Below are 24,888 nucleotides of genomic sequence, written 5' to 3' on the forward strand. Positions count from 1 at the left end.
ACGCCATTGCCCTGGCAGGCTTGCGAGATGGGCGAGCAGGTTCCTGGTGAGGAGCTGGTTCAATCTCCCGCAGCGTCGAGGCGGCTCCGTTTCCGACCGTGAGCCACTGGCCTCCGACCGGGGTGCCTTCATGTGACGCGGGCCGATGATCGTGTCGAGCAACGCCTGATGCGCACGCTTCGCGTTGGCCGTCTCCGCGAATTTTCTCATCTGATGAGAAACAAAATTCCGCAGAGCGATAAAGGGGCGTAGACAGGCCGCTTGGTGTGGCTATCCTCACCTTCAAATAAAAGAAGTAAATGGAGGGCGCCGGTGTTGTCTCTGGCAGAAAACCAGAGCCTGAGTGGCACAAAGTCATCCCTGTCCAAAGCCCTCAACCTGTTGGTTGTAATAGCCGAGCGGGGGCGGAACGGAATAACCGTAAGTTCCGCCGCAAAAAGGTCAGGAATACACGTCGCGACCGCGCATCGTCTCATGACGGCGCTGGTTGAGGAAGATTTCCTGAGTTTTGATCCCTACACCAAGCTCTATCATCTCGGGCTCATGCCGTATGAGATCGTGGCGCGTGCGGGGAGCGATCTTGAGTTTCTCGTCCTGCGCAAGAGCTTGCATCCCGTACTGGAGCGCGTTCAGGCGGAGGTCGGCGGCGTTGCTTCCCTGTCCGTCATCTCTCGCAACGAGGCGCTCTGCGTCGATGTGATCGAAGGGCAATCGGACATCAGCCTGAACACGCTGAAAGTCGGCTCGCGCCGCCCCCTTGGGGCCGGGGCCGCAAGTCTCTCCCTGCTCGCCGCTCTGGGGGAGGAGGAACGCGAGGCGGTCATCCAGCGCGAGAGCGAGCGCTACCGGAAGTACGGCAACCTCACCGCCGAATTCGTGCGGGCCGCTTGCGCGGAGCTGCCCGAGAACGGTCATGTCTTCAATGCGCAGATCATCCCCGGCATCGGCGCCGTGGGCGTGCCGCTGTTCACGGCCGCCGGGGCCCTCGCCTGCGCCGTCTCCATCACCAATACCGTCTCGCGCCTCTCGCCCGAGCGGCGGCGGGACATCGCCCTTGCTCTCGTGCAGGCCGCGCGCGCGGCCGGCTTCCAAGCCATGGATATTGCCTGATGTATCCCATTGATCTGTTCTATCGCCAGGCCGCCCGGAGCCCCGACCGCATGGCGGTCGAGTTTGGCGACGACAAGCGCAGCTATGGCGCCCTGTGCGCCCACGCCTCGGCGCTGGCCGCCGGTCTCCAGGCCATCGATCCCACCCCTGGCTCGCGCGTTGGCATCTGCTGTTTCAACCATGTGGAGCACATCGTCGCCTGGTTGGCGGTGCTGGCCGCCGGCAAGGTGTGGGTGCCGCTCTATCCCAAGAACAAGGCGGCGGAGATCGGCGAGAGCGTCGTCTTCACCGAGATGAGCATCGTCATCACCGATGCGTCCGCCCGCCATCTGGTGGAAGGCACGGGCGCCCGCATCATCATCGCGGATGCCGAGGGGGGCGCCGACACCACCGGCGGGCTGGTGCGGGCACACGAGGGCGCTGCGCCCCGCTTCCATTCACTGCCGCTCGATGCCACCCAGGCCATCAAGTTTACCGGCGGTTCCACGGGCAAGCCGAAGGGGGTGATGCAGCCCTACCGCGCCTGGAACACCAACATCATCACCCAGATTCTCGCCTGGAAGCTGAAGGCCGGCGACCGGCTACTCGCGGTGGCACCCATCACCCACGGCACCTCCACCTATCTCATGCCCACCTTTGCCTCCGGCGGCACGCTGGTGCTGCGCGACCAGCCCCGGCCGGAGGACGTTCTGGAGGCGCTGGCGGAGGAGAAGATCTCCACCACCTTCCTGCCGCCCACCGTCATCTACATGATGATGCAACTGCCGCAGGCGCGCCGCACGTCCTTCGAGCGCCTGCGCAATCTGGTCTATGGCGCCGGCCCCATGCGGCCGGAGGCCATCGCCGAGGCACAAAACGTCTTCGGCCCCTGCATCGCCTCCACCTACGGCCAGACGGAGGCGCCCCAGATCGCCACCATGATCAGCGCCGAAGAGCTTGCGCGGCCGGAGAAGCGGGCCTCCGTGGGGCGGGAGACCATCCTCACCAAGGTCGCCATCATGGACGAGGCCGGCAACCTCCTGCCCCAGGGCGAACTCGGCGAAATCGTCATCCGGGGCGATCTGCTGATGACCGGCTACTGGCGCCAGCCCGAGAAGACGGCCGAGACCATCATCGACGGCTGGCTGCACACCGGCGACCTTGGCGCGTTCGACGAGGATGGCTTCCTGTTCCTGAAGGGCCGCTCCAAGGACCTCATCATCACCGGCGGCTTCAATGTCTATCCGGCAGATGTTGAGCCGGTGATCGGCACTCATGCGGCCGTGGCCGATTGCGCCGTCTTCGGCGTTCCGGACGACAAATGGGGGGAGTCGGTCCACGCCGCCGTTCAGTTGCGCGAGGGCATGAGCGCGGATCCGGATGAGATCATCCGCTTCGTGAAGGACAAGCTCGGCTCGGTGAAGGCGCCGAAATCCGTCGCCGTCTACGACCGCCTGCCGCGCAACAATTACGGCAAGCTCCAGAAACAGGCGCTGGTGGACGACCACATCGCCCGCACCCATGCGCCCAAGGAAGACGAGAAGGTGAGCCAATGACCTCCGGCCCGACCATGAAGACCCCCACCACCGCACTGAGCCATCACACGCTCGACGCCGTCTATTATCGCGAGAAGAACCTCGTGGATGACATCCTGAAGCCGGGTGCCCAGCCCGACTTCGTGCGCGAGGCCATGGCCCACATCCTCGGCCGCGAGATCGGGGACGGCGAGCTGCGGGTGATGAACGCCATCCTCATCACCATGATGGAACACGGCTTCACCCCGAGCGCCATCTCCACCCGCTCCATCTACATGAGTGCGCCGGAAAACCTGCAGGGTGCGGTCGCCGCCGGCCTGATGGCGGTGGGCAGCCAGTTCGTCGGCACGGTGGAGAACAACGCCCGTCTTCTTGCCCGCATCGCCGCCGTCCCCGAGGGGGAGAAGCGGGCGCTGGCCGAGGAGATCGTGGACGACCACAAGGCACGCAAGGTGCATATGCCGGGCTTCGGCCACCATCTGCATCGACCGGACGATCCGCGTGCCATCCGCCTCCTGGAGATCGGCGCCGAGAACGGCCTCGACGGTGCCTATGTGAAGGCCCTGCGGCTTCTGGGCGAGGTGATCGACGAGAAGGCACGCCGTCACATCACCATCAATGCGACCGGCTCGGTCGCTGCCCTGCTGGGCGAAATGAACGTGCCGGTGGACCTGATGCGCGGCTTCTCCGTGCTCGGCCGCACCGCCGGTCTGGTGGCCCATATCGCCGAGGAGCGCGAGCGGCCGAGCGCCCGCTTCATCTGGGAACTGGTCGACAAGACCATTCCCTACGAGGCCTGAGCGATGGCGGACTACGTACTGCTCACGGGCGGGGCCCGCAACATCGGCGCTGCCATTGCGCAGCGGCTCACCGATGACGGACTGCGCGTCATCGTGCTCGACGTGGTGCCGCCGGAGCACGATGCCCTCGACAGCTTCTTCCCGGTCGATCTCAGCGATCTCGAAGGCACGCAGGACGTGCTTGCGAAGGCGGTGGCGGGGCGCACTGTGACGCGGCTCGTCAACAATGCGGGCATCGTCGATCCGGCTCCGCTGGAGGAGACGACGGCCGAGAGCCTCGACAGGGTGGCGGCGATCAACATCCGGGCGCCGATGCTGTGCGCCCAGGCGGTGCTGCCGGCCATGAAGGCGGCCGGCTTCGGCCGCATCGTCAACATCTCCAGCCGCGCGGCGCTGGGGAAGGAACTGCGCACCGCCTATGCCGCCAGCAAGGCCGGGCTGCACGGCATGACGCGGACCTGGGCGCTGGAACTGGGGCGCTTCGGCATCACCGTGAATGCGGTGGGCCCGGGGCCGATCCGCACCAGCCTGTTCGAAGCGGTGAACCCTGCTGAGTCGCCGCGTACCAGGGCCATTATCGAAGGCGTGCCCGTGGGGCGCCTCGGAACGCCGCAGGACATTGCCGATGCGGTGGGTTTCTTCTCCTCCGATCGGGCCGGCTTCGTCACCGGGCAGGTTCTTTATGTCTGCGGAGGAATGACCATCGGTCTCGCGCAGGGCAGTTAGACGACCATTCGCTTACACGCTGAAAACAAAACACAAAAACAACATCTGGAGGAAAGCCATGTTTCGATCCATGACCTGTGCCATGGCGGCGGTGTTCGCTGCCGGTCTCGCCCTCTCCACCGGCAGCGCGCTGGCGGAATCCAACTGGCCAAGCCGCGCCATCTCCATCATCGTGCCCTATTCGGCCGGCGGCGCCACCGATATTCTGGCCCGCAAGGTCGGCCAGGAGCTGAGCTCGGAACTGGGCCAGCCGGTGGTCATCGACAATCGTGCCGGCGGTGGCGGCATCACCGGAACCATGGCAGCGACCAATGCGCGGCCCGATGGCTATACCCTGTTCTTCGGTCAGGTGTCGTCCCACGGCATTGCGCCGAACCTGAGTTCCGCCGCGCGCTATGACCCGGTGAAGGGGTTCGAGCCGATCGTCTTCATCGACACCATTCCGAATATTCTGGTGGTGCGCAAAGATCTGCCGGTCAATTCGGTCGATGAGCTGATCGCCTATGCCAAGGCCAATCCGGACAAGCTGAACTTCGCGTCATCAGGCACAGGCGCCTCCACCCATCTGTCGGGCGAAATGTTCAAGGCGCAGGCCGGCGTCAAGATGGTCCACATCCCCTTTCCCGGCAGTTCGCAGGCCCTCACCTCCATCGTGGCCGGCCAGACCGACCTGATGTTCGACAACATGCCGTCCGCCTGGCCGCAGGTCAGCAGCGGCCGCGTGAAGGCGCTGGCTGTGACCAGCAAGGCGCGCTCGCCCCTCGCTCCCGACCTGCCGACCATGTCCGAAGCGAAATCGGCTGATCTGTCGAAGTTCGAGGCCACTGCGTGGTTCGGTCTGTTTGCGCCGGCCGGCACGCCGAAGGATGTGATCACCAAGGTGAACACGGCTGTGAACCGGATGCTCAAGAAGCCGGAAATGATCAAGTTCATCCAGGATGGCGGCGGCATCGTTGACGGTGGTACGCCGCAGGATCTGGCCAAGCAGGTGGAAACGGAGCTCGCCAAGTGGAAGGTGGTGATCGACACCGCCGGCATCCCCAAGGAATGAGCCATGATGCCTGCCGGCCCTGATGGCATCGCCATCGCGGGCAACAGGCGATTTCCATTCAGATGTCGGGCCCGTTGTCCCGGTTCGGATAGGCGTCATCCGGACCGGTGCGGTCGCCAATCTCGGCCCTCAGCGAAGGACCGGCCCTCAGCAAAGGATCAGTGATGTCGGAGCTTCAGGATCGTGTCGCCGTCGTGCTCGGCGGCGGCTCAATCGGACCGGGCTGGGGGATAGGCAAGGCTGTCTCCGTGGCCTTTGCCAAGGCCGGGGCGCGCGTGGTGGTCGCCGACCGCGACCTGCCCTCGGCCGAGGAGACCTGCACCCTCATCGCAGACGAGGGTGGTGTGGGCAGCGCGGTGGCGCTGGACGTGGCGGACGATGCCGCCCTCGTGTCGGTTCTCCAGGACGTTCTCGCCACGCACGGGCGGATCGACGTGCTGTACTTCAATGTCGGCATCGGCAAGGCGGGGCCGTCCATGGACACTTCGCCCGCCGACTGGCGGCGCATCTGCGATGCCAATCTGACGGCGCTGCATGTGGCCGCCACCACCGTCCTGCCGGCGATGCGCGCGCAGCAGCGGGGCGTGATCCTCGCCACCTCCTCCATTGCAGGTCTGCGCGATGTGGGCTTCCCCCATCTGGCCTATGGCAGCACCAAGGCGGCGGTGATCCAGTATCTGCGCTTGCTGGCGGTGGAGAATGCCCCTTTCGGCGTGCGGGCGAACACCATCATTCCGGGCCTGATCGATACGCCGCGCATCGAGAAAACGGTGGCGGGTTCCTATGGCGGCGCCAGCCTTGCCGCCATGAAGAGTCTGCGGGCCGCGCAATGCCCCCTTGGCCGCATGGGAACTGCGTTCGACGTGGCGGAGGCGGCGCTGTTCCTGGCGTCTGACCGCGCCTCCTACGTCACGGGCACCGAACTGCTGGTGGATGGCGGCCTCGCCGCCACGACGCGGCAACCGGAGCGGGCCTGAGCCGAAAGCCCGGACCGGCGGCAGATGTCCGCCACCGGCATCCCATCGGCGCCCTGCTAGCCGGACATGCTCTAGCCGAAAGCGGAGAGCCGCGTTTCCATCGTCGCATGATCCAGCCGCGCATTCAGACACAGCATCAGGAGAATGCGTGCTTTCTGCGGATTAAGACCGTGTCCGGCCAGCCAGCCCTTCTCCCGAAGCGCCAGACGTGCGGCGACACGGCCATGGAGCGCACGGCTGGATTGGACAATGATGACGCCCTGTCGATGAGCATCCTCCAGCGCCGCGGATTCAGCTGGCGTCGGGATACCCGGTGCGAAGCCGGCCGAGACGATCCCGCGTGCGCCCGCAGCCACCGCCGCCCGGATCGCGGTTCCGTCCGCGCCAGCGTAGGAATAGGCGATGTGAACGGCTGGCAGATCGGGATCCTGGCTGTCCAGGCTGAAGGCCTGTGGTCTGTCGCCGAGACCGCGCCGAAGGATGATCCGGTCGCCGTCCACGGTGCCCAAAGGTCCGGTCTCCGGCGACTGGAAGGTCTGGAGACGATAGGTGGAGGTCTTCACCACCTGTGCCGCAGAATGGACCTCGTCGTTCAGGACCACCAGTACGCCCTGTCCGCGCGCTTGCGGCGCACAGGCCACACGTACGGCGGCGATGAGATTGGCGGGCGCATCGGAACCTACGGCGCTGGCCGGACGCTGCGCCCCGGTCAGGACCACTGGAATATCCAGATCCAGCGTGAGATGCAGGAAGAAAGCGGTTTCCTCCAGCGTGCCCGTGCCGTGGGTGATGACGATGCCCTGCGCGCCTTCCGCCGCCAACGCCAACACGTCGCGGCGCAACTGCAGCCATTCGGCCGGTCCGATGGCCGATGAACTCACCCGGCTGAAGTCCTGCACCTTGAAGCTGGCGAAGCGCGCCGCATCGGGCACCCGCTCCAGCAACTCGCGGGCACTGATCTTGCGCCCGTGCTCGGGATAGTCGATCACGTCCAGTGGATCATCCGCGAGCGAGCCGATGGTGCCGCCGCAGCCGATGAAGCCGATCACCGGCCGCGCATCTGCTGCCTGAGGTCCGTCAACCGACATCGGTCGACGCCGGGTGATGGGCATGCCAGTGGCGGGCGATGTCGATCCGGCGACACACCCAAACGTCCTTGTGGCCCATGACATAATCGAGGAAGCGGGCCACGCCCGCAGCGCGTCCGGCATGACCGGCGAGGCGCATGTGCAGGCCCACCGACATCATCTTCGGCTGAGTTGCGCCTTCGGCGTACAGCACATCGAACGTGTCGCGCAGATAGTCGAAGAAATCACCACTGGTGGCGATGGCGCCACGCGCGAACTTCGCGTCGTTGTTGGCAAGGCTGTAGGGAATGACGAGGTGCGGCTTGCCGGACACGCGCGTCCAGTAGGGCAGATCGTCCGCATAGGAGTCGGAATCGTACAGAAAGCCGCCATGCTCCACCACCAGCCGGCGCGTATGCTCCGTGGGCGCGTAGCGGCAGTACCAGCCCGCCGGTTGTTCGCCCGTGAGGCGGGCGATGGTCGCGGCGGCCGCCGCGATGTCGGCGCGCTCCTCGTCGGGCGTCAGCGTCTGGTGGCGGATCCAGCGGCGGCCGTGGCTGCACACGTCGAAATCGGCGTCCGCAATGGCTGCCACCATGTGCGGGTTGCGTTCCAGCGCCAGCGCGCAGCCGAAGACGGTGGCTGGCATGTTGCGCTCGCGCAGCATCCGCATCAGTCGCCACACGCCGGCGCGGCTGCCGTATTCGAACATGGACTCCGCCGCCAGATCGCGGCCGGCAAAAGCGCCGCCTCCTCCTTCGGTGAGCCCGCCTTCAGTAACGGCGTCGCCGTCGGCGAAGGAGGGCTCGGAGCCCTCCTCATAATTGAGCACGATATTGAGGGCGATGCGCGCCTCGCCCGGCCAGCGGGGATGCGGCGGATTGGGGCCATAGCCGATAAAGTCGCGTTCCATCTTCCAAATCCCCTTTACCGCTGCCCGTTGAGCCGGACAGCGGCCTCAGCCGGCAGCGGCCAGATCCCATTCCACTTCCACGCGCCGGTCCGCGACGGAGACGATGCAGTCATCCTCGCGCCCGGTCACGCCGATCATGACCACCACCTCGTTCGGGCCATCCAGCGCCGTGAAGCCGAAGTGCCACACGTTCGGATGATAGATCACGCCCTGTCCAGGTTCAGTCACGAAGGGGCGCAGGTTATCAAAGTCGGGCGTCCCGTCCGGCAGGCTGTGCGTCACCGCCACGAAAAAACGCGCGGCATGCAGCGGGATCAGCGTCTGGAAGGAGTGCGGGTGGCGCTCCACCTGGTCGATCAGGATGGGGGCGGCCGGGGCAGGGTGCAGGATGCGGTTGATCCACATGGTGGGCCGGGCGGCCGGGTCGGTGGTTTCGAACGCACGCTCCACATAATGCCGGCGTCCGTCGCCCGCATGGGTCAGCACTTCACCATAAGCCGCAAAGCGTTCTGCCGTCAGCGGTTCCGCTTTCATTGTTATTGTGGCGGACAACATCTTCCTCCTCAATTGAACACTTGATTGGGTAGCCAGAGGGCGATGCCGGGAAATTCGATCAGCAGGGCGACGAAGATCAGCATGGCGACCACGAACGGCAGCACGCCGATGAAGACGTCGTTGATGCTGCCCTTGATGGGGCGCAGGTTCTGCACCACGTAGAGATTGAGGCCGACCGGCGGGCTGATGATCGCCAGCTCCATCATCACCGTGATGAAGATGCCGAACCACACCGGATCGAAGCCGAGGCTGACCACCAGCGGCGTGACGATGCCCACCGTCGTCACCATCATCGCCATGGCCTCGATGAAGATGCCGAGCAGCAGATAGAACAGCACCAGGACCCAGATGGTGGTGGTCGCCGACCAGTTCAGATCGCGGATATATTCCGAGAGCTGCTGCGGCAGGCCGGTGAGGCTGAGCGAGAAATTCAGGACGAAGGCGGTGGTGAGCACGAGCATCACCATGGCCGTGGTGCGCACCGAGGACAGGAACGCCTCATGCAGCATGGCCACCGTGAGGGTGCGGTTGGACGCGGCGATCATCAGCGCGCCGACGATGCCCACGGCGGCCGCCTCGGTGGGCGTGGCGAGGCCCGCATAGATGCTGCCCATGACCATCGCGAACACGAACAGCACAGGCAGCAGGCCCACCAGCATACGCAGGCGCAGCACCAGACTGGGCAGCGGACCGTCCTCGCGGTGGTTGTCGCCCCAGATCAGCGACACCACGACGATGATCGCGGACATGGTGATGGCCAGCGCCAGGCCCGGAATGATGCCGGCGATGAACAGCCTGCCCACCGAGACGTCGGTGAGCGCGCCGTAGACGATCATGTTGATGCTGGGCGGAATGAGGATGCCCAGCGTGCCGCCGGCGGCGATGGAGCCGAGCACCATGCGCTCGTTGTAGCCGAGCTTCGCCATGGTGGGCTGGGCCACCGTGCCGATGGTGGCGGCGGTGGCCACCGTCGAGCCGGAGGTGGCGGCGAACAAAGCCGAGGCGACGATATTGGTGTGCAGCAGGCCGCCGGGCAGCCAGCGCAGCCAGACCGACAGGCCCTTGTACATCAGCTCCGCCACGCCGCTGCGGCTGAGCAACTCGCCCAGCAGGATAAACAGCGGGATGGCCACCAGAAGGAACTCATTCATGGTGTTCCAGGTGAGGTTGCCGACCATCGACGGCAGCACCCCCATATCCAGCCAATCGGCGAGATAGGCCGTGAAGAAAATGGCTGTGGCCACATGCAGGCCGGCCATCAGGAAGACCATGATGGCGCCAGTGAAGAGAAGGCCCATAGCCATCAGACGGTTTCCTTGGGGCTGGTTGCCAGACGGGCGCGCGCATCGGCGATCTCGGCGGCGACCTCGGTTTCGATGTCGTCCTGCCCGAGCTTGTCCTCGATGCCTGCGAAGTCGGCCCTGAGCAGTCGGCCGAACGCCCAGACCAGCAGGAAGGCAAGGACGAAGGTGAACCAGACCAGGGCCAGCGCCCAGATCGACTGGGGAATCCAGAGCGGTGTGCGCAGCACGCTCGGGGTCAGCGCCCCCATGCTCCAGGATTCATAGGTGAGCAGCACGGCCTTGGAGGCGATGATCCACATCATCGCGAACAGCAGGCCAAGGGCGACCACGTCGAAGATGGCGCGTCCGGCCAGCGGAAACAGGCGCGTCACCACATCGATGCGCACATGGGCCTTGTCGAGCGCCGCCTTGGCAAAGCCGGCGGCGGAGACGATGGCCAGGAAGTAGCCGCCGTATTCATCGACGCCCTGGAACGAGAAGCTGGCGAACTTGCGCAGCAGGACATTGACCACGATCCAGATAGACAGCCCCACGAGGCCCCAGCCGCCGGCGATACAGAGCCAGTCGCTTATGGTGCGGATGCGCGCTTCGGTGTTTTGAAAAGACATGGGTCCGCCTTGCCCGCTCGCGCGCGGCTTGTTTCCCTGAAATGCGGAAACGCTCTGGGGGAGGCCGGCCCCGCAGCGGGGCCGGCCGGAATCATACGCGGAGACCGGCGATCAGAACTTGATGCCGACAGCGGCGCCCACGGTCTTCGCCCAGTCCGCCTTGCAGGTCGGGCTGGCCGCCTCGCAGTCCTTCAGCCAGATCGGGATCACATTGTCCTTGAGGATGGTCTGGATCCGGGTTTTGTCGGCGTCGGTGAGCTTGACCAGGGACATCTTGCCGACCTTGCCGTCGCAGGGCTTTTCGCCGGTGTTGCAGCGGATGCCATCCTCATGGCCGTCGACCGCCATGGCCCACAGCTTGGTCTCAAGCTCCTTCATCTGGGCGGTCAGCGTTGCCTGCTGGGCCGGCGTCAGCTTCTCCCAGAAGCCCTTGCGCGCCACATGCAGCACCACGCCAGCGCCGCCGATGGGAGCGGTGTCGAGCGACTTGGTGACTTCGTACCAGCCGTTGCTGTTGCCGTACTGGCTGCCGGTGACGCCGCAATCCACCACGCCCTGCATCAGTGCCTGATAGACTTCCGGGCCCGCCAGTGTCACCGCCGCGCCGCCCAGCTGCTTCACGAGTTCCGAGGAGAGATTGCCGGCGACCCGGACCTTCTGACCCTTCAGGTCGTCGAGGCTGGTCATGGCGTTCTTGCAGAAGAGTATCTGGAACGGGAAGGGCCACACCGCCAGCAGCTTGCCGCCGAACTTCTCGCTGAGGTTGGCTTCCATCACCGGGCGATAGGCGTCCACCACCTTGCGCTGCTCATCGAAGTCGAAGGCGACACCGGGAATGTCCACGCCCATCAGCACCGGCGCTTCACCGCCGACGAAGCTGATCTGGAACGACACCACGTCAAACGCACCGCTCTGGAGGGTGCGCAGGGACTCGAAGCCCTTGAGGCCAATCTCGTCCACGGTGCGGAAGTTGGCGGAGAACTGGCCCTTGGTTGTCGCGTCGAGATTTTTCCAGAACGGGCGTTCCACGTCGGTGGACTGCTTCTGATTTCCGTACCAGCCGAGAACACGCATGTTCACTTCGGCGGCAGGTGCCGTCACCACAGCGGCGGTCAGCATGAGCGAGGCGGCAAGAGCCGTGGAGACAAGCCTTTTCAGCACATCGGTTCCCCTGTGTTTATTTTTTATGCAAGTGAATTGTCTGCGATGAAAATGAGCATAGACAGAGGTTCGGATCGCTAGCAAGATAACCGACTATAAAGTTTGACCCCCTCCCTATAATGACCGGTTATGCTGAGCGCCCGCCAGATAGAGATTTTTCGTGCCGTCATGCGCCACCAGACCACGGTGGGGGCGGCGCGCGATCTGCACGTGTCCCAGCCGGCCGTGAGCAACGCCATAAGGCATCTGGAGGATCAGCTGGGTTTTCCGCTGTTCGATCGCACCGGCAACCGGCTGGTGGCGCGCGAGGAGGCCAAGCTGCTCTATCGCGAATCCGAGGGCATCTTCCTGTTGTCGCGGGCGCTGAACCAGACGGTGGAAGACCTGAAGGCGGACCGCCGCGGCCACGTGCGTGTGGTGGCCACCCCTCAGCTCGGACACACCGTCCTGCCGGCGGCCCTGCAAGACTTCCTGAAGGATCGGCCGAAGGTGAAGGCCTATATGGACATTAATCAGTCCTTCAACGTGCTGGAAAGCGTTGAGACGGCGGCCTGCGATTTCGGCCTCGCCATCGGGCTGGAAGAGGAACTGACCCACACGTTCGAGATGATCCCTCTTGGTGGGGCGGAGATGGTGTGTCTTTTGCCGGTGGGACACCCTCTGGCGAACCTCGCCCGCATCGGTCCACGGGATATGGTCGGTCATACGCTCATCGGGCTGGATATCCGCAGTCGTCTGGGGCCGCTCGTCCGCGCTGCATTCCGCCAGGAGGCCGTGCCATATGCGACCGATATTGAAGTGCGCTTCTCGGAGACCGCGTGCCGTTTCGTGGAGGCCGGCGTCGGCCTGACCGTGGTGGACAGCCTGACTGCGCGAGGCATGGCCGGGGGAGGCAGCAAGAGCCTTATCCGCCCTTTTGATCCCCCGACCAAGATTTCAGCCTCTGCCGTTCATCTGCGCTCGCGCCCGCTCTCGCGCGTAGCGTCCCGCCTGATCGACTGCATTCGCAACCAGATGGCGGACGGCTGAAGCCATCAATGCATGCTTTCCTCGCATGCGGGTGGCGCGGATCGGCGACCGCATGCGGCCCCTCAGGACTCATGGGTCTGCCTTTTTCAGGACACTCCATGACAGCGAAGATAAGGCCATATCCCCTTTATTGGGCATTGCCATTTGGCTGAGAGCATACGTCTGCGCCCTGAAGCCAAAGCAAGGACAACGACAAATCGGGCAAATGCCAGCAGCGAAAGCGCGGAAGAGGGAGATCATCATTAGATGTATTCCAATTCATAGCGCTTGTGTGCCAATTGGCATCTGCTACTTGACGCGGGCACGCGCTCGCTTGGTTCCCTGTTCCATTCGGGACGTGCGGCGACCTTGAGACTCGACAAGAGCAAGATGCTCGCGATCCGGAGGATGGCCCGCTCTTTCCGTAGCTGGCTGACCGCCGCGCGGCGCGCGTAGGAGGGATAGCGAGGTGCAAGCGAGCCTTGCAGACATCTTCCTGAGCAACCGCAAATCCCTCATCTGGAGCGTGATGCGGATCGTGCGCGACGCGCAGATCGCCGAAGACCTCGCTCAGGAAACCTACATCCGGGCGCGAAAGGCGATCGAGAACGGGCCGATCGAGCATGTGGAGGCCTTCCTCCACCAGACCGCGCGAAACCTCGCCCTGAACCACAAGCGCCGCGATACCATGCGCGGCCGGATCGAGCGCGAGGACCTCTCCGAGGATCAGGTCGCGAACATCGCCTCGGCTTCGCCCTCGCAGGAGAGCCAGCTCATTCATCGCGAGCGGCTGAACGCCGTCCATGCCGCGATTGCGAAGCTCCCGCAGAGAGCCCAGACGGTCTGGCTGCTGAGCCGGATCGAGAAATGGCCCTATCCGAGGATCGCCGAGCATCTCGGGGTTTCCCCGAATACGGTGTTCAACGACCTCAAGCTGGCGCACGCTTGCTGTGTCGAGGCCCTCGCGCGGATCGATCGCGGCTGAAGGCGCGGACGCGGGCCTGCCCCCCGGGTGGGCATTTTAATTGTGGGATTCGAGCTTGTCTGGTGTCTCACGTATAAGGCCCCCGATCCTTCCGTGGCCTGCCGAACCGGATAGAGCTGAGTGACGCCCGACACACCAGACCGTAGCGAGACAGAAGACGGCTTCGTGCATCCGGACCCGGTCATGGATGCCGCGCTGGACTTCCTGTTCATGCTGCAGGCCGCTCCGGACGATGCCGGCTTGAGGGCCCGGTTCGAGACTTGGCGCGCCGCCGATCCCCGGCACGCCGAAATGTTTGATGCGGTGTCGGGCGCATGGGACCTGCCGGAGCTGGATCAGGTGGCGCGTGAGCGCGCGGCGGATGTCGTGCGCGGGCCAAACCCGCAGGCGGGGGGCTCCCCGGCAGCCCTCGGACCCCGGAGCCGCCGACCGAAGCACAGCCGCTGGACCCGCGTTGTCCTGGCTGCTGCCGCAGTGGTGCTGCTCGCGCTGGGCCTCCAGCACTATCCGGCCCTCATGCTGCACTGGCGCGCCGACCACATGACGGCGGCTGGCGTGCGCGATGAGATCAGACTGCCCGACGGCTCGCGCATGGTCCTGAATACGGCTTCGGCGGTTGCACTGGATTTCCGGAACGGGCGGCGCTCCGTGACCCTGCTCGAGGGCGAAGCCTATTTCGACGTGGTTCATGATGCCGCGCATCCCTTCACGGTCGCCGCGAACTTCTCCGAGGTCGAGGTGAAGGGCACGGCCTTTTCCGTCCGCACCGACAGCGCGGAGGACACCGTTGCGTTGGAGCACGGGCATGTGGACGTCGCGCTGCTGCCCGGCGGCCGCGAGGTGGCGGAGCTGGCGCCCGGCGAGAGCATAACGGCGTCCGCCGCGAAGCTGTCGGCGGTGCGGCCGGCCGACCTGTCCACGTCCCTCGCCTGGCTGCAGGGCCGGCTGGTGTTCGCCGACCAGCCCCTCGGCCAGGTGCTCTCGGAGCTGGGCCGATACTATGGGCATGCGATCATCGTGGCCGACAGCGGCCTCAACGGCGTGAAGGTCAACGGCAGCTATCGGCTGGATGATCCCGAGCGCGTCATCCGCTCGCTGGCGGCGGCCTCCGGTGCCTCGGTCACGCGGATTCCAGGCGGCATCCTGATCCTAAGATAGCGAGCAAACTTTTTTTGTGAGATTGGGCGCGCCCGATTGTCAGGTCTGTATGGGGCGAGGGCAGGGGACTGCTCTTCCCCTCGGAACCAGGGCAAGAGGGACAGCCGATGACGCGCACTGCATGCGCAGGAGCATGGGACGAAACCAGCCGTAAGGGCGCGCGCCACGTCAGGCGGCATCTTGCGTCTCTCCTGGTCTCATCGACCATCCTCGGTGGCGCCGGCCTGTTATCGCCCACGATCGCGACTGCGCAGCAGCAGTCCACTGAGGCGGTGATCACTTTCGACATTCCGGCCCAGCCGCTGTCGTCCGCGGTCAACGCCTTCATTCGCACCACAGGGTGGGAAGTGGGCTTCACCTCGCAGGCAGTGGCCGGCAAGCGGTCCGCCCCCGTCCGTGGCGCGATGACGGCGGCGCAGGCGCTGCACACCCTCCTCGCCGGCACGGGTGTCAGCGCCCAGATTTCCGGCCGCTCGACGGCGGCCCTGGTGGCGCCCGTCACCGCCAACGGCCTGGCCGGCGTCGACGGCGCCCTTGCGCTGGACACGATCAACGTGGAGGGGGCGGCCATCAACAATTGGGATGCGCCGCCCAGCTATGCGGGCGGCCAGGTAGCCACGGGCGCCAAGCTCGGCATGCTCGGCAACATCAGCATCATGGACGCCCCCTTCAACGTCACCAGCTACACCTCGCAATTGATGCGGGACCAGCAGGCGGTGACTGTTGCGGACGTGGTGGCCAATGACCCCTCGGTCCGGGTGTACACCAACGGCCTGGGCTCGTCGGCGGGCGTGGGGGATTCCTTCAACATCCGCGGCTTCTCCGTGGGCAATTACAGCGTCCTGCTGGATGGATACGGCGGCATCGCGCCGGACCGGGTCATTCCCGTGGAGACCATGGAGAGCGTGGAGATCCTGAAGGGGCCGAACGCGCTGCTGAACGGCTACACCCAGTACGGTTCCCTCGGCGGCGCCATCAACGTGGTTCCCAAGCGGGCCACGGATGCTCCCATCACACGCCTGACCACCAGCTACATCTCCGACGGCCAGTTCGGCACGCAGATCGACTATGGCCGGCGGTTCGGCGCGCAGAAGGAATGGGGCGTGCGCGTCAACGGCGTCTTCCGCGACGGAGACACCGCGATCGACGGACAATCCGCCAAGCTCGGCGTCGGCACGCTCGCGCTCGACTATCGCGGGCAGGATCTGCGGGCGAGCCTCGATGTGGGCTATATCGACCAGAAGACCTATGTTCCCACGGGCTCCGCCGGCTTCGGCTTCGCGTCCGACATCGCCATTCCCAAGGCCCCCGATCTCAGCAAGCAGATCTACCAGAACTGGGAATATGCCGGGACCAAGAGCGCTTATACGCTCGCGAAGTTCGAATACGATCTGAGCCCGGCCTGGACCGTCTATGGTGGCGCTGGCTATCGCTACTCCGACCAGAAAATCCTTTCGACGGACATTTACGTCACCGACACCGCGGGCAATGCGACCGCCACCGCATATTACAGCCCCATCCAGGGGCAGTCTGCTTCTGCTCAAACCGGAATCCGCGGAGAATTCGAGACCGGCACCGTCGGACACAAGGTCAATCTGAACGCATCGTACCTGTTTCAAACTCTGAATCAGGAAAGCAACTATTACGGCTTCACCTCGTTCGACACCAACATCTACAACGCGCCGACGGTTGCTGCCCCCTCTCTCGCCGGGTTCAGCAACAGCCCGCCCAGATATTGGGACATCAATGCGCCGGCGCTCACTTTGGCCGACACGATGTCCTTCCTCGATGGTCGGATCCTGTTCACCGCCGGCGTGCGCTATCAGCGCATCAAGGTCGATGTCTTCAATCCCGACGGCAGCATTTCGCAGGCCTATGACAAGGAAGCCGTGACGCCGGCCTTCGGCATCGTGGTGAAGCCCATCGAGCGGATGTCGATCTACGCCAATTATATCGAGGGCCTGCAGCAGGGGCCGGTGGCCTGGGCCGGCACCGCCAATGCGGGCGAGGTGTTCCCGCCGATCATGACCGAGCAGGTGGAAGCCGGCATCAAGTATGATTTCGGCGCCTTCACCGCCACCGCCAGCATCTTCCAGATCACCAAGCCGAGCAGCATCATCACCACCGATGCCTCGGGCGCGTCCATCTTCAGCGTCAATGGCGAGCAGCGCAATCGCGGCCTTGAGCTGAACCTGTTCGGCGAGGTGACGACGGGCCTTCGCCTGCTGGGCGGCGTGGCCTATACCGAGGGCACGCTCACCCAGACGAACGACGGCCTCTATGACGGCAACACGGCCGTTGGTGTGCCGCGCTGGCAGGCCAATATCGGGATTGAATGGGATCCGAAGTTCGTGGAGGGGCTCACGCTCTCCGGCCGGATGATCTCGACCAGTTCTCAATATGTGGATCAGGCCAACACCCAGCAGATCCCCTCATGGCTGCGGTTCGACCTGGGCACCCAGTACAAGACCGTCGCCTTCGGTAATCCTCTGGTCCTGCGGGCCGCTGTTGAGAACGTGCTCGATACCAACTACTGGTCCGCCGTCAGCGACGGCTGGGTCACAATGGGCACGCCGCGCACCTTCAAGCTGTCGGCCACCATGGACTTCTGAGCGTGCCGGCTGTCCCCCGCACCCGTCTGCCGTCCCGCCGGCACATGTTGCGTGTGGCGGCGGCCGGGCTGGCGGGACTGGCCGGTGGTCCGGCCCGTGCCGCGCGCGCGCCGGGGCCGCTTGTGGTGCTGGATTTCGCCGCCGCCCAGTCGCTTCTCGCACTCGGCGTCGAGGCCTTCGGCCTCGCGGAGAGATGGCGTTACGAGCGCTCGGTGGAGGAACCACGCCTTCCCGGCGGGGTGTTCGACATCGGCTCCTTCGCCGAGCCCAATCTGGAGCTGCTGGCGGAGGTGCGGCCCACTCTCATCGTCCACGCCCCGGAATGGCCCACCAACATCGCGCAACTGGCGCGGATCGCGCCCCTGAAGGCGCTCCCGATCTACACCGGTGCTCCGGACCCGCTCGCTCGTGCCCGAAGCGCGTTGCTCCAGCTCGCGGGGATCACCGCGCGGGAGGCGGCGGCAGCGACCTACGACGCCGGCTTCGAGCGCCGGCTGGAAGGGCTGCGCAGCCGCCTGAAGCCGTTCGAGGGCTGTCGGGTGATGGTGCTATGGGCGGAGACGCCCCGCAGCTTCCGTGGCGCTCGTTCTTGCGGCGGTCACGCCTCTGACGCGGCGCTGGCTCGACATTCTGCCGCTCGGCACCGCCACGGCTCGTGCCGCGGGCGTGGATATCCATCGCAGCCAGATCCTGCTTCTGCTGATGGCGTCCCTTCCCACCGGCGCGGCCGTGCTGGCCATCGGCCCCCTGAGTTTCGTCGGCTTGATGGCGCCCCATCTCGCGCGCATGACGGGCTGGCGCTCCGCCTCGGCCCAGCTTGTCATGTCGGCCATCTTCGGCGCCATCATCATGAGCCTCGCCGACTGGGGCGGCCGCAATCTCCTGTTCCCGTATCAGATACCGGCCGGCATGCTCGCGGCCCTGGTGGGGACACCCTATTTCATCGCGCAGCTGTGGAAGCGGCCGACTTGATCGCACTTCTGCATTGCGCGGTGAAACGCTCTAGCGGCGGTTGCTAGTCCGTGGACGGCCCAAGGTGTGTTCGGAAAGCCCTACGGCATCTGAGCATCCTGACGGGCCGCCTCCTTAAGCCACTTAACGAAGTGCTCGGTCTTCGCCCCTCCCGGCCGGATGACCTGCACGGCATAAACATAGTTGCTGTCCACAAACCCAAAGGGCGCGGACAGCCGACCGCAGGCAACGTCCTCAGCGACCAGATGCCAGGGAGCGATCGCGATACCGAGGCTGTTGAGAGCGGCCTCAATAGTCATGTGATAATGATCGAAAATCCGGGTCGCGCCAATTTCACCATGCCCCTCCGTACACGTCAGGCGTGCCCATTCGCGCCAGGCATCAGGCCGGGTCCGTGTCTCCAGCCGGGGCAGCGCAAGAACATCAGCATGGGCTTCGGCTGCAAGTGAGGGCGCGACAACCAGCCCCAACTTCTCCTGAAAAAGCGGAGAGCTGTTTTCTGGGAGAGCGGCTTCCAGAGGCAGAACCATAATCTGCACATCGATATGACTGCGCCGATGCCTGTCATCGGTTGCAAGACGCACGTCATAGCGGGGATGCCTGGCAGTAAAGCTGTGGAGGCGTGGAATGAGCCAACGCATAGCGAAAGTGCTGAGGCAGGCCACGTCCAGAATGCCGCCACCGCCTCGCCCGATGATGCGAAGCGCGTCCTCCATCTGATCGAAGGCGGCGGTCAGGGCGAAGCCGAACACCTGGCCCTCTGCGGTGAGCTTCGGACGGCTTCGCGCGCCTTCAAACAGCGCTGTGCCGATAAACGCCTCAAGGTGGCTCACATGGCGGCTGACTGCCCCATGCGTCACCCCGAGTTCTTCGGCGGCTGACGACAGCTGGCCATGCCGCGCCGCGGCCTCGAAGGCTCTCAGGGCGGCGACGGGTAAGTTCCTGCGGCTTTTCATTGTGAGCTTTGATCACATTCAAACGACCAAGCTGTCAATATGTGAAGCCGGTTGGAAATGATAGATCCTCCCTCATCGCAACGATGAGATGAACCATGCCATTTGTGAGAACAGCGCTTCCCAAGGGGACGGAACAGTCGCGAAAGATCCTGATCGTAGAAGGGATTCACGATGCCTTGGTTGAAGGCATCGGAATGCCGAAGGATGAGCTGTTCAACCTCGTTTCCGAGTATGGAGACGGCGAGTTCTTCTATGATCGGAGCTTCAACGGCATCGCCCGCTCCGAGAATCTGGTCGTCGTGGAAATCACAATGCGCAGAGGCAGAAGCGACGCCATGAAACGCGCGCTCTACGCAGCCATCACGCGAAACCTGGAGGCCAGGGCGGCCGTGTCGCCGAAGGATGTGTTCATCTTCATGCACGAAAACGACTATTCGGACTGGAGCGTCGGAAATGGTGTGTTCGCCATGGCCATAGCCCAGCAGCGAGGCACGGACAGCTAAGCCCGGCGCGGGTCCCGCACGGGCGTCCGGCCGGGGTTCCGCATGTCCGCCTCTGCGCACACGCCCAGAGGCCGCTCCTGGCTGTGAGGTGCAGTGGAGCGGTTTCAGTGGAATGTCCGCTTGCCCCCAAGCAGCTGCACTGTGGAGGCGATCTTTCCTGCCCCACAAGCGGACCTCTTGAACGGCGGCCTTGGGTGGACAACGGTCTCCCGTTGCCCACCGTCACCGGGGCTTCCTCGGTACCAGCAGCGAACTCAGGAAGCCTCGCGCACCACCCAGTCGGCCAGAATGGTGCAGGCGTCGAGGAAATCGTCGATCTCCATCGCCTCCAGCGGATTGTGGCTGCCGTGCTCATTGCGCACGAACAGCATGGCGATGGGCACGCCGGCAGCGGCGAAGGCCGCCGCGTCATGCGAGGCGGGGCTGCCCAGCGGCATGGTGCCGATGCCATGGCGTGAAGCCGCGTCCTCAAGACCTGCGACGATGCCGGGATCGACCGGCCCCACCGCCGCATTGGCGCGGGCGCCCAGCTCGAAGCGCACCCGGCGCCGGGCCTCGATTTCGGGAATGGCGGCCAGCATCCGCGCCTCCACCCGCTCCAGCACCGCCGGATCATAGGCGCGCACATCCAGGCTGAAGGCGAAGCTGCCCGGCACCGTGGTCAGGCCATGGACGGCGACATCGGTGTGGAAGCGGCCCAGCGTGACCGCCATGGGGAAGCCGGCGGCTTCCTCCGCCTCCCAGATCCGGTCGAGCAGCATGGCGAATTCGGCCCCCGCCATGGCCGCGTCCTGACGGAAGCGGCGGGGCGTGCCCACATGGTCGTGCCGCCCGACGATGCGGGCAGCGGGATAGCGGAAGTTGCCCGGCACGCCGGTGCAGATGGCCACCGGAAGCGCCGACTCCACCAGACTGGGCGCCTGCTCGATATGGACTTCGAGGAAGGCGCGGATGGCGGCGGGATCGAGGTGACGCGCGCGCCGGCGGATGGCGGCCGAGTCGCCGCCGCAGGCGTCGATGCTGGCGGCGAGCACCCGGCCGTCGTCGATGCGCTTGGCCTCCAGCGCGCCATCCGGCAGGGTGCCCAGCGCCGAGCGGCTGCCGATATAGGACACCTGGAACCAGACGCTCTCTTCCGCCCGTACGCCCATGGCGGTGATGTCACAGCGCGGTGTGATGCCGAGCGCGCGCAGGGTCTCGATCACCACCAACCCGGCGATGACGCCGGCCGCGCCATCGAAATTCCCGCCGTGCGGCACGCTGTCGAGATGCGAGCCCATGAGGATGCAGGGCGCGGCGGGGTCGCGGCCCTTGAGCGTGACATAGCTGTTGGCGGCGATGTCATGGGCGATGGCAAGGCCGCGCTCCCGGCCGTGCTCCACCAGCAGCCGGTGGCCGAAATCCTCGCCCGCGCCATAGGTGTCGCGGGTGATGCCGGGCGTGCCCTGACTGCCGGCGGCCAGCCGGTCGAACAGCTCTGCCACCCAACCGCGCTGGGCGGCGACGGCCTCGGCGAGTGCCGTTTCGGTCTGCTGCGATGACGCTGCGATCGTCATGTGTCTTCCTTCTGCGGCGCGACAGGTTCCGGATCGGTCGCGCTGTTCCAGCCGGAATAGCACAGGCGATGCGCACCGCCCCACCACGCTCCGGTGACTGCCCGGATTTATCCGTGCTCGGGGAACACGAGGATGCGCTCGCCCGGCCAGTCGAGCTCGATGATCGCGCCCACCGCCGGCGGTTGGCCATCGATGCGCAACAGTGCCTCGATCCGGCAGCCGACGCCAATCTGACGCTGGGCCTCTATGACCCCGCCACCTTCGCCAGTGGCACGCGGGGCTGCCCCCCGGTGTGGCCTACGACTGCGCCGAAGCTCGCACGCACAACGGGCGTGAGTTCCGCATGCTGAACGTGAGCGGTGAAACGACGTGCTGACGTATCATCGAGAATATCAGCCCGGCGTGATCTCCGTGCTCAGCTGAGGAGGCTGCGTAGCGTCCCGCCCCTCAGTTCCAGATCCGTGAAGCACTCACCTGCCGCGGCGCTGCCGTTGTGGGGCGCCTTCCTGCTCGTCGGCGGATGCGCCCTTGGCAACGCGGGCGAGATAGTCGGTCTTGCTCGTCTGCATGTGCTCGACGCAGAGCTGTGCGAAGGCCCAGATGTCACGCCCGGTCAGCAGGTCGATCATCAGGTCGTGCTGCGAGATGGAGAGCTTCAGCCCCTCGGCGTCGGCCAGATTCTTGGCCCGCATGGGCAGGGTGAGGTCCATGTAATCCTGCAGCGTGCGCACGAGGTACGGATTGCCGCAGGCCTCGAACAAGGCGATGTGGAAGGCGTCGTTGGCATCATGCACGCCCCGCAGGTCCTGCAATTCCGCCTGCTCGCGATAAGCGGCCTGCAAGGCGCGCAGCTTCCCGATCAGCTCCGGGGGCGCGGGCAGCGGGATCATCAGCGCCGCCTGCCGGGTCAGCATCTCGCGTACATCGTAGATGTGGTGGACTTCCTCGGCCGAATAGGTGCGGACCGTGGCGCCGATATTCTTCTCGCGCCGCACGATGCCGCGGCGCTCCATGTCCACCAGCGCTTGCCTCACGAAATGCCGCGAGGCGTCGTAGCGCACCATCAGCATGTCCTCGGTCAGGCGCGTGCCCGGCGCGAGGCGTCCGAAGATGATGTCCTCTTCCAGATGGGCGATGACCTTGTCGACATCGTCACGCCGCAGCGTGGAAAGGCTCAGATCGCTGTCCGACATCACCGCATGTCCTCACGTCCCGCCAGGCGGTAGCAATCCTCGACAACGAGCAGCGTCTCCAGATTGTCCTCCGGCGAGGTCTCGAATGGTGCCCCCTCGTCAAGCCGGGCGACGAAATGGGCGATCGTGGCATCATAGGAACCTTGGTAGGTCGCCGCGAGATCGAAGTCGGCGCGACGCTGTGTCGTTCCCGCGAGGCTGAGCACGCCATTGTCCAGGGTGAGCGCCCCCTGCGTGCCGAGGATCTCCAGCCGGTCGGCCGCTGCCGGCGGATGACCGTGGGCGGCAAGACACGCGAACACCTGCACGGACAAACCGTGCGCACCGTTGAGCTGGATGATGGCGGTGTCCTCGCCCGCAATGTCCGGGCAGATCCGGGCGAGCGTGCAGCTTGCGACCTCCAGCGGGCCAAGCAGCATGCGCAGCGTGTCGAGATGATGGATCAGGATCTCGGACACCAGCATGCGCCGCTCATGGCGGATGAAAGGCTGGCGTTCCACGGCCGGCAGGTGCCCCTGCGCATCCGGCAGGGTGCCGCTGGTGACGAGGGCGAGACGGGCGGCAAACGGCGTGCCGATATCGCCTGCACGCAGCCACGCGGCAGCCTCGCGATAATAGGCGCGGAACCGCCAGTTCTCATGCACCATCAGCCGGATGCCGGGCGGCAGATCCGCCACCATCTGGCGTGCCTCCGCCAGTGTTGGCGCCAGAGGCTTCTGGCACAGGATCGCGAGCCCTTTGCCGGCCGCCAGACGCACCATCTCCGCATGGGCGGCGCGGGGGGCGGCAATGTCCACGGCGTCGAGCGCGCAGGTGTCAAGCATCTCCTGTGCGCTGGCAAATCCGGCGGGGATGCCGAACTCCCGCATGCGCGTGGCCCGGGCCGTCTCGGAGGGATCGGCGATGGCGACGATCTCGACGCGGTCCGCGAGCGCCGCCCAGCCGCGCAGATGATATTGCGTGACCCAGCCCGCGCCGATCAGCCCGACGCGCAGTCTTGTCCCGCTCATTGCAGCGCCCCGCGGGGGGCGTGCGGCCGATGTGTCTCGCCATCGGCCGGTATGGCCTTGCCGCTCGCCTTGTCGAACAGATAGGTGGCGGAGGCGGCGAAGTGCAGGTCGATCACCTCATCCACGCGGGCGGCCACGTCGCGCGGCAGGCGGGCTGTGCATTCGACGCCGCCGTCTGTCTCCACCGCCACCAGCGTCTCGGCGCCGAGCGGTTCCACCGCGAAGACCCGGCCCCGGATGGTGCCGCCGGCGGCGCCGGCAGCTTCCCGGCTGAGGTGCAGATCCTCCGCGCGCACGCCCAGGATGGCCTCCTGTCCGGCCAGCTTCGCGAGTGTCGCTTCCCGCCAACGGGACAACGGGCCCAGGACGGGCCCGCCGCCGATCTCGGCCCCATTGGAGGCGACAGGCAGGGTGAACAGATTCATCGGTGGCGAGCCGAGGAAGCGGGCGACGAAGGTGTCCGCCGGCTGCCAGTAGACATCCAGTGGCGCGCCCACCTGCGCCACCTTGCCGCCGTTCATGACGCAGATGCGCGTGCCCATGGTCATGGCCTCCACCTGGTCGTGGGTGACGTAGATCATGGTGGATGCGAGGCGATGGTGCTGGCGGATCAGTTCGTTGCGGGTGTTCACCCGCAGGGCCGCATCGAGATTGGAGAGAGGTTCGTCGAACAGGAACACCATGGGCTCGCGCACCATGGCCCGCCCGAGCGCAACGCGCTGGCGCTGGCCGCCGGAGAGCGCGTGCGGCTTGCGGTCCAGCAGTTGCGACAGGCCGAGGATCTGCGCGGCTTCCTTGACCCGCCGATCAATGTCGGCGGTGGGCACGCGGCGGCGCTTCAGGCCGAAGGCCAGATTGTCGGCCACACTCATGTGCGGATAGAGCGCATAGGACTGGAACACCATGGCGATGTCGCGGTCCTTGGCGGGCACGTCGTTGACGACGCGGCCGTCGATGGAGAGCGTGCCGGAGGAAATATCCTCCAGCCCGGCGATCATGCGCAGGGTGGTGGACTTGCCGCAGCCGGAGGGGCCGAGCAGCACCATGAACTCGCCATCGGCGATGGTGATGTTCACATTGTCCACCGCCACCGGCCCGACGCCGCCATAGCGCTTGCAGATACTGTCGAGTTGGACGACCGCCATGGGA

Annotated in this window: 23 protein-coding genes and 1 pseudogene; 13 read left to right on the forward strand and 11 right to left on the reverse strand. The window is 65.5% G+C overall.

All coding sequences use genetic code 11. The features are described 5' to 3' along the window. Positions 1–312: 312 nt before the first annotated feature. The 6 genes from IEW24_RS16765 (at position 313) to IEW24_RS16790 (ending at position 6,178) form a co-directional block, all read left to right on the forward strand. The gene (locus IEW24_RS16765) at positions 313–1,110 is read left to right on the forward strand and encodes an IclR family transcriptional regulator (protein WP_188580725.1); all 798 of its coding nucleotides are present in this window, start codon (positions 313–315) and stop codon (positions 1,108–1,110) included. Further along, positions 1,110–2,645, forward strand: coding sequence for a class I adenylate-forming enzyme family protein (locus IEW24_RS16770; protein ID WP_188580726.1), 1,536 nt, complete (start codon positions 1,110–1,112; stop codon positions 2,643–2,645). The genes IEW24_RS16765 and IEW24_RS16770 overlap by 1 nt, the downstream gene beginning before the upstream one ends. After that, the gene (locus IEW24_RS16775) at positions 2,642–3,424 is read left to right on the forward strand and encodes a citryl-CoA lyase (protein ID WP_210324238.1); all 783 of its coding nucleotides are present in this window, start codon (positions 2,642–2,644) and stop codon (positions 3,422–3,424) included. The genes IEW24_RS16770 and IEW24_RS16775 overlap by 4 nt, the downstream gene beginning before the upstream one ends. Before the next feature lie 3 nt (positions 3,425–3,427). Next, positions 3,428–4,150 carry an SDR family NAD(P)-dependent oxidoreductase gene (locus tag IEW24_RS16780; protein WP_188580727.1) on the forward strand — a complete coding sequence of 241 codons (723 nt, stop codon included), beginning with the start codon at positions 3,428–3,430 and terminating at the stop codon, positions 4,148–4,150. Positions 4,151–4,208: 58 nt separating this feature from the next. Then, positions 4,209–5,201, forward strand: a complete 993-nt coding sequence (locus IEW24_RS16785; protein WP_244644488.1) for a Bug family tripartite tricarboxylate transporter substrate binding protein — start codon at positions 4,209–4,211, stop codon at positions 5,199–5,201. Between the two features lie 164 nt (positions 5,202–5,365). Next, positions 5,366–6,178 (forward strand): SDR family NAD(P)-dependent oxidoreductase, encoded by an 813-nt coding sequence (locus tag IEW24_RS16790; protein WP_188580728.1) that lies wholly within the window; start codon positions 5,366–5,368, stop codon positions 6,176–6,178. A 71-nt stretch (positions 6,179–6,249) separates the two neighbouring features. Here IEW24_RS16790 and IEW24_RS16795 read toward each other — a convergent pair whose 3' ends face one another. From IEW24_RS16795 to IEW24_RS16820, 6 genes are all read right to left on the reverse strand, one after another. Further along, positions 6,250–7,266: an asparaginase gene (locus IEW24_RS16795; protein WP_188580730.1), complete on the reverse strand. Its 1,017-nt coding sequence runs from the start codon at positions 7,264–7,266 to the stop codon at positions 6,250–6,252. Beyond that, positions 7,256–8,158, reverse strand: a complete 903-nt coding sequence (locus IEW24_RS16800; protein ID WP_188580731.1) for a polysaccharide deacetylase family protein — start codon at positions 8,156–8,158, stop codon at positions 7,256–7,258. The genes IEW24_RS16795 and IEW24_RS16800 overlap by 11 nt, the downstream gene beginning before the upstream one ends. A 45-nt stretch (positions 8,159–8,203) precedes the next feature. Next, on the reverse strand, positions 8,204–8,692 hold the full coding sequence (locus IEW24_RS16805; RefSeq protein WP_188580733.1) for an ureidoglycolate lyase: 489 nt from the start codon (positions 8,690–8,692) through the stop codon (positions 8,204–8,206). Positions 8,693–8,721: 29 nt separating this feature from the next. After that, positions 8,722–10,017, reverse strand: coding sequence for a TRAP transporter large permease (locus tag IEW24_RS16810; protein ID WP_188580735.1), 1,296 nt, complete (start codon positions 10,015–10,017; stop codon positions 8,722–8,724). After that, a complete protein-coding gene (locus IEW24_RS16815; RefSeq protein WP_188580737.1) occupies positions 10,017–10,625 on the reverse strand; it encodes a TRAP transporter small permease subunit in 609 nt (202 codons plus the stop codon). The genes IEW24_RS16810 and IEW24_RS16815 overlap by 1 nt, the downstream gene beginning before the upstream one ends. Positions 10,626–10,736: 111 nt before the next feature. Then, a complete protein-coding gene (locus tag IEW24_RS16820) occupies positions 10,737–11,786 on the reverse strand; it encodes a TRAP transporter substrate-binding protein (protein ID WP_210324239.1) in 1,050 nt (349 codons plus the stop codon). 129 nt (positions 11,787–11,915) lie between these two features. Between IEW24_RS16820 and IEW24_RS16825 the strand changes: the two genes are divergently transcribed. The 6 genes and pseudogenes from IEW24_RS16825 to IEW24_RS16845 all read left to right on the forward strand — a co-directional run bounded on the left by IEW24_RS16825 (position 11,916) and on the right by IEW24_RS16845 (position 18,521). Beyond that, positions 11,916–12,815 carry a LysR substrate-binding domain-containing protein gene (locus IEW24_RS16825; RefSeq protein ID WP_280514983.1) on the forward strand — a complete coding sequence of 300 codons (900 nt, stop codon included), beginning with the start codon at positions 11,916–11,918 and terminating at the stop codon, positions 12,813–12,815. A 448-nt stretch (positions 12,816–13,263) separates the two neighbouring features. Continuing rightward, complete coding sequence (locus tag IEW24_RS16830) at positions 13,264–13,779, forward strand: RNA polymerase sigma factor (RefSeq protein ID WP_188580739.1); 516 nt, start codon at positions 13,264–13,266, stop codon at positions 13,777–13,779. A 120-nt stretch (positions 13,780–13,899) separates the two neighbouring features. Next, positions 13,900–14,937, forward strand: a complete 1,038-nt coding sequence (locus IEW24_RS16835) for a FecR family protein (RefSeq protein WP_308468966.1) — start codon at positions 13,900–13,902, stop codon at positions 14,935–14,937. Positions 14,938–15,209: 272 nt separating this feature from the next. Further along, the gene (locus tag IEW24_RS16840; protein ID WP_244644491.1) at positions 15,210–17,549 is read left to right on the forward strand and encodes a TonB-dependent receptor; all 2,340 of its coding nucleotides are present in this window, start codon (positions 15,210–15,212) and stop codon (positions 17,547–17,549) included. A 44-nt stretch (positions 17,550–17,593) separates the two neighbouring features. Next, positions 17,594–18,061: pseudogene (locus IEW24_RS29110) on the forward strand (ABC transporter substrate-binding protein); the annotation flags it as partial. Between the two features lie 64 nt (positions 18,062–18,125). Continuing rightward, positions 18,126–18,521, forward strand: a complete 396-nt coding sequence (locus IEW24_RS16845; RefSeq protein ID WP_188580743.1) for an iron chelate uptake ABC transporter family permease subunit — start codon at positions 18,126–18,128, stop codon at positions 18,519–18,521. A gap of 80 nt (positions 18,522–18,601) precedes the next feature. Here the strand turns inward: IEW24_RS16845 and IEW24_RS16850 are convergent, their stop codons facing one another. Continuing rightward, positions 18,602–19,477 (reverse strand): LysR family transcriptional regulator, encoded by an 876-nt coding sequence (locus tag IEW24_RS16850; RefSeq protein ID WP_188580745.1) that lies wholly within the window; start codon positions 19,475–19,477, stop codon positions 18,602–18,604. Between the two features lie 95 nt (positions 19,478–19,572). On the opposite strand from IEW24_RS16850, the gene IEW24_RS16855 reads away from it, so the two are divergent. Next, positions 19,573–19,980 (forward strand): tautomerase family protein, encoded by a 408-nt coding sequence (locus IEW24_RS16855; RefSeq protein WP_188580747.1) that lies wholly within the window; start codon positions 19,573–19,575, stop codon positions 19,978–19,980. A gap of 254 nt (positions 19,981–20,234) precedes the next feature. Here the strand turns inward: IEW24_RS16855 and IEW24_RS16860 are convergent, their stop codons facing one another. The 4 genes from IEW24_RS16860 to IEW24_RS16875 all read right to left on the reverse strand — a co-directional run bounded on the left by IEW24_RS16860 (position 20,235) and on the right by IEW24_RS16875 (position 24,884). Then, complete coding sequence (locus IEW24_RS16860; protein ID WP_188580749.1) at positions 20,235–21,536, reverse strand: Zn-dependent hydrolase; 1,302 nt, start codon at positions 21,534–21,536, stop codon at positions 20,235–20,237. A 470-nt stretch (positions 21,537–22,006) separates the two neighbouring features. After that, positions 22,007–22,729: a GntR family transcriptional regulator gene (locus IEW24_RS16865; protein ID WP_188580751.1), complete on the reverse strand. Its 723-nt coding sequence runs from the start codon at positions 22,727–22,729 to the stop codon at positions 22,007–22,009. Further along, positions 22,729–23,739, reverse strand: a complete 1,011-nt coding sequence (locus IEW24_RS16870; protein WP_188580754.1) for a Gfo/Idh/MocA family protein — start codon at positions 23,737–23,739, stop codon at positions 22,729–22,731. The genes IEW24_RS16865 and IEW24_RS16870 overlap by 1 nt, the downstream gene beginning before the upstream one ends. After that, positions 23,736–24,884, reverse strand: a complete 1,149-nt coding sequence (locus IEW24_RS16875; protein ID WP_188580756.1) for an ABC transporter ATP-binding protein — start codon at positions 24,882–24,884, stop codon at positions 23,736–23,738. The genes IEW24_RS16870 and IEW24_RS16875 overlap by 4 nt, the downstream gene beginning before the upstream one ends. Between the last annotated feature and the right edge of the window lie 4 nt (positions 24,885–24,888).

This window comes from Azorhizobium oxalatiphilum, from assembly GCF_014635325.1.
Lineage (GTDB): Bacteria > Pseudomonadota > Alphaproteobacteria > Rhizobiales > Xanthobacteraceae > Azorhizobium > Azorhizobium oxalatiphilum.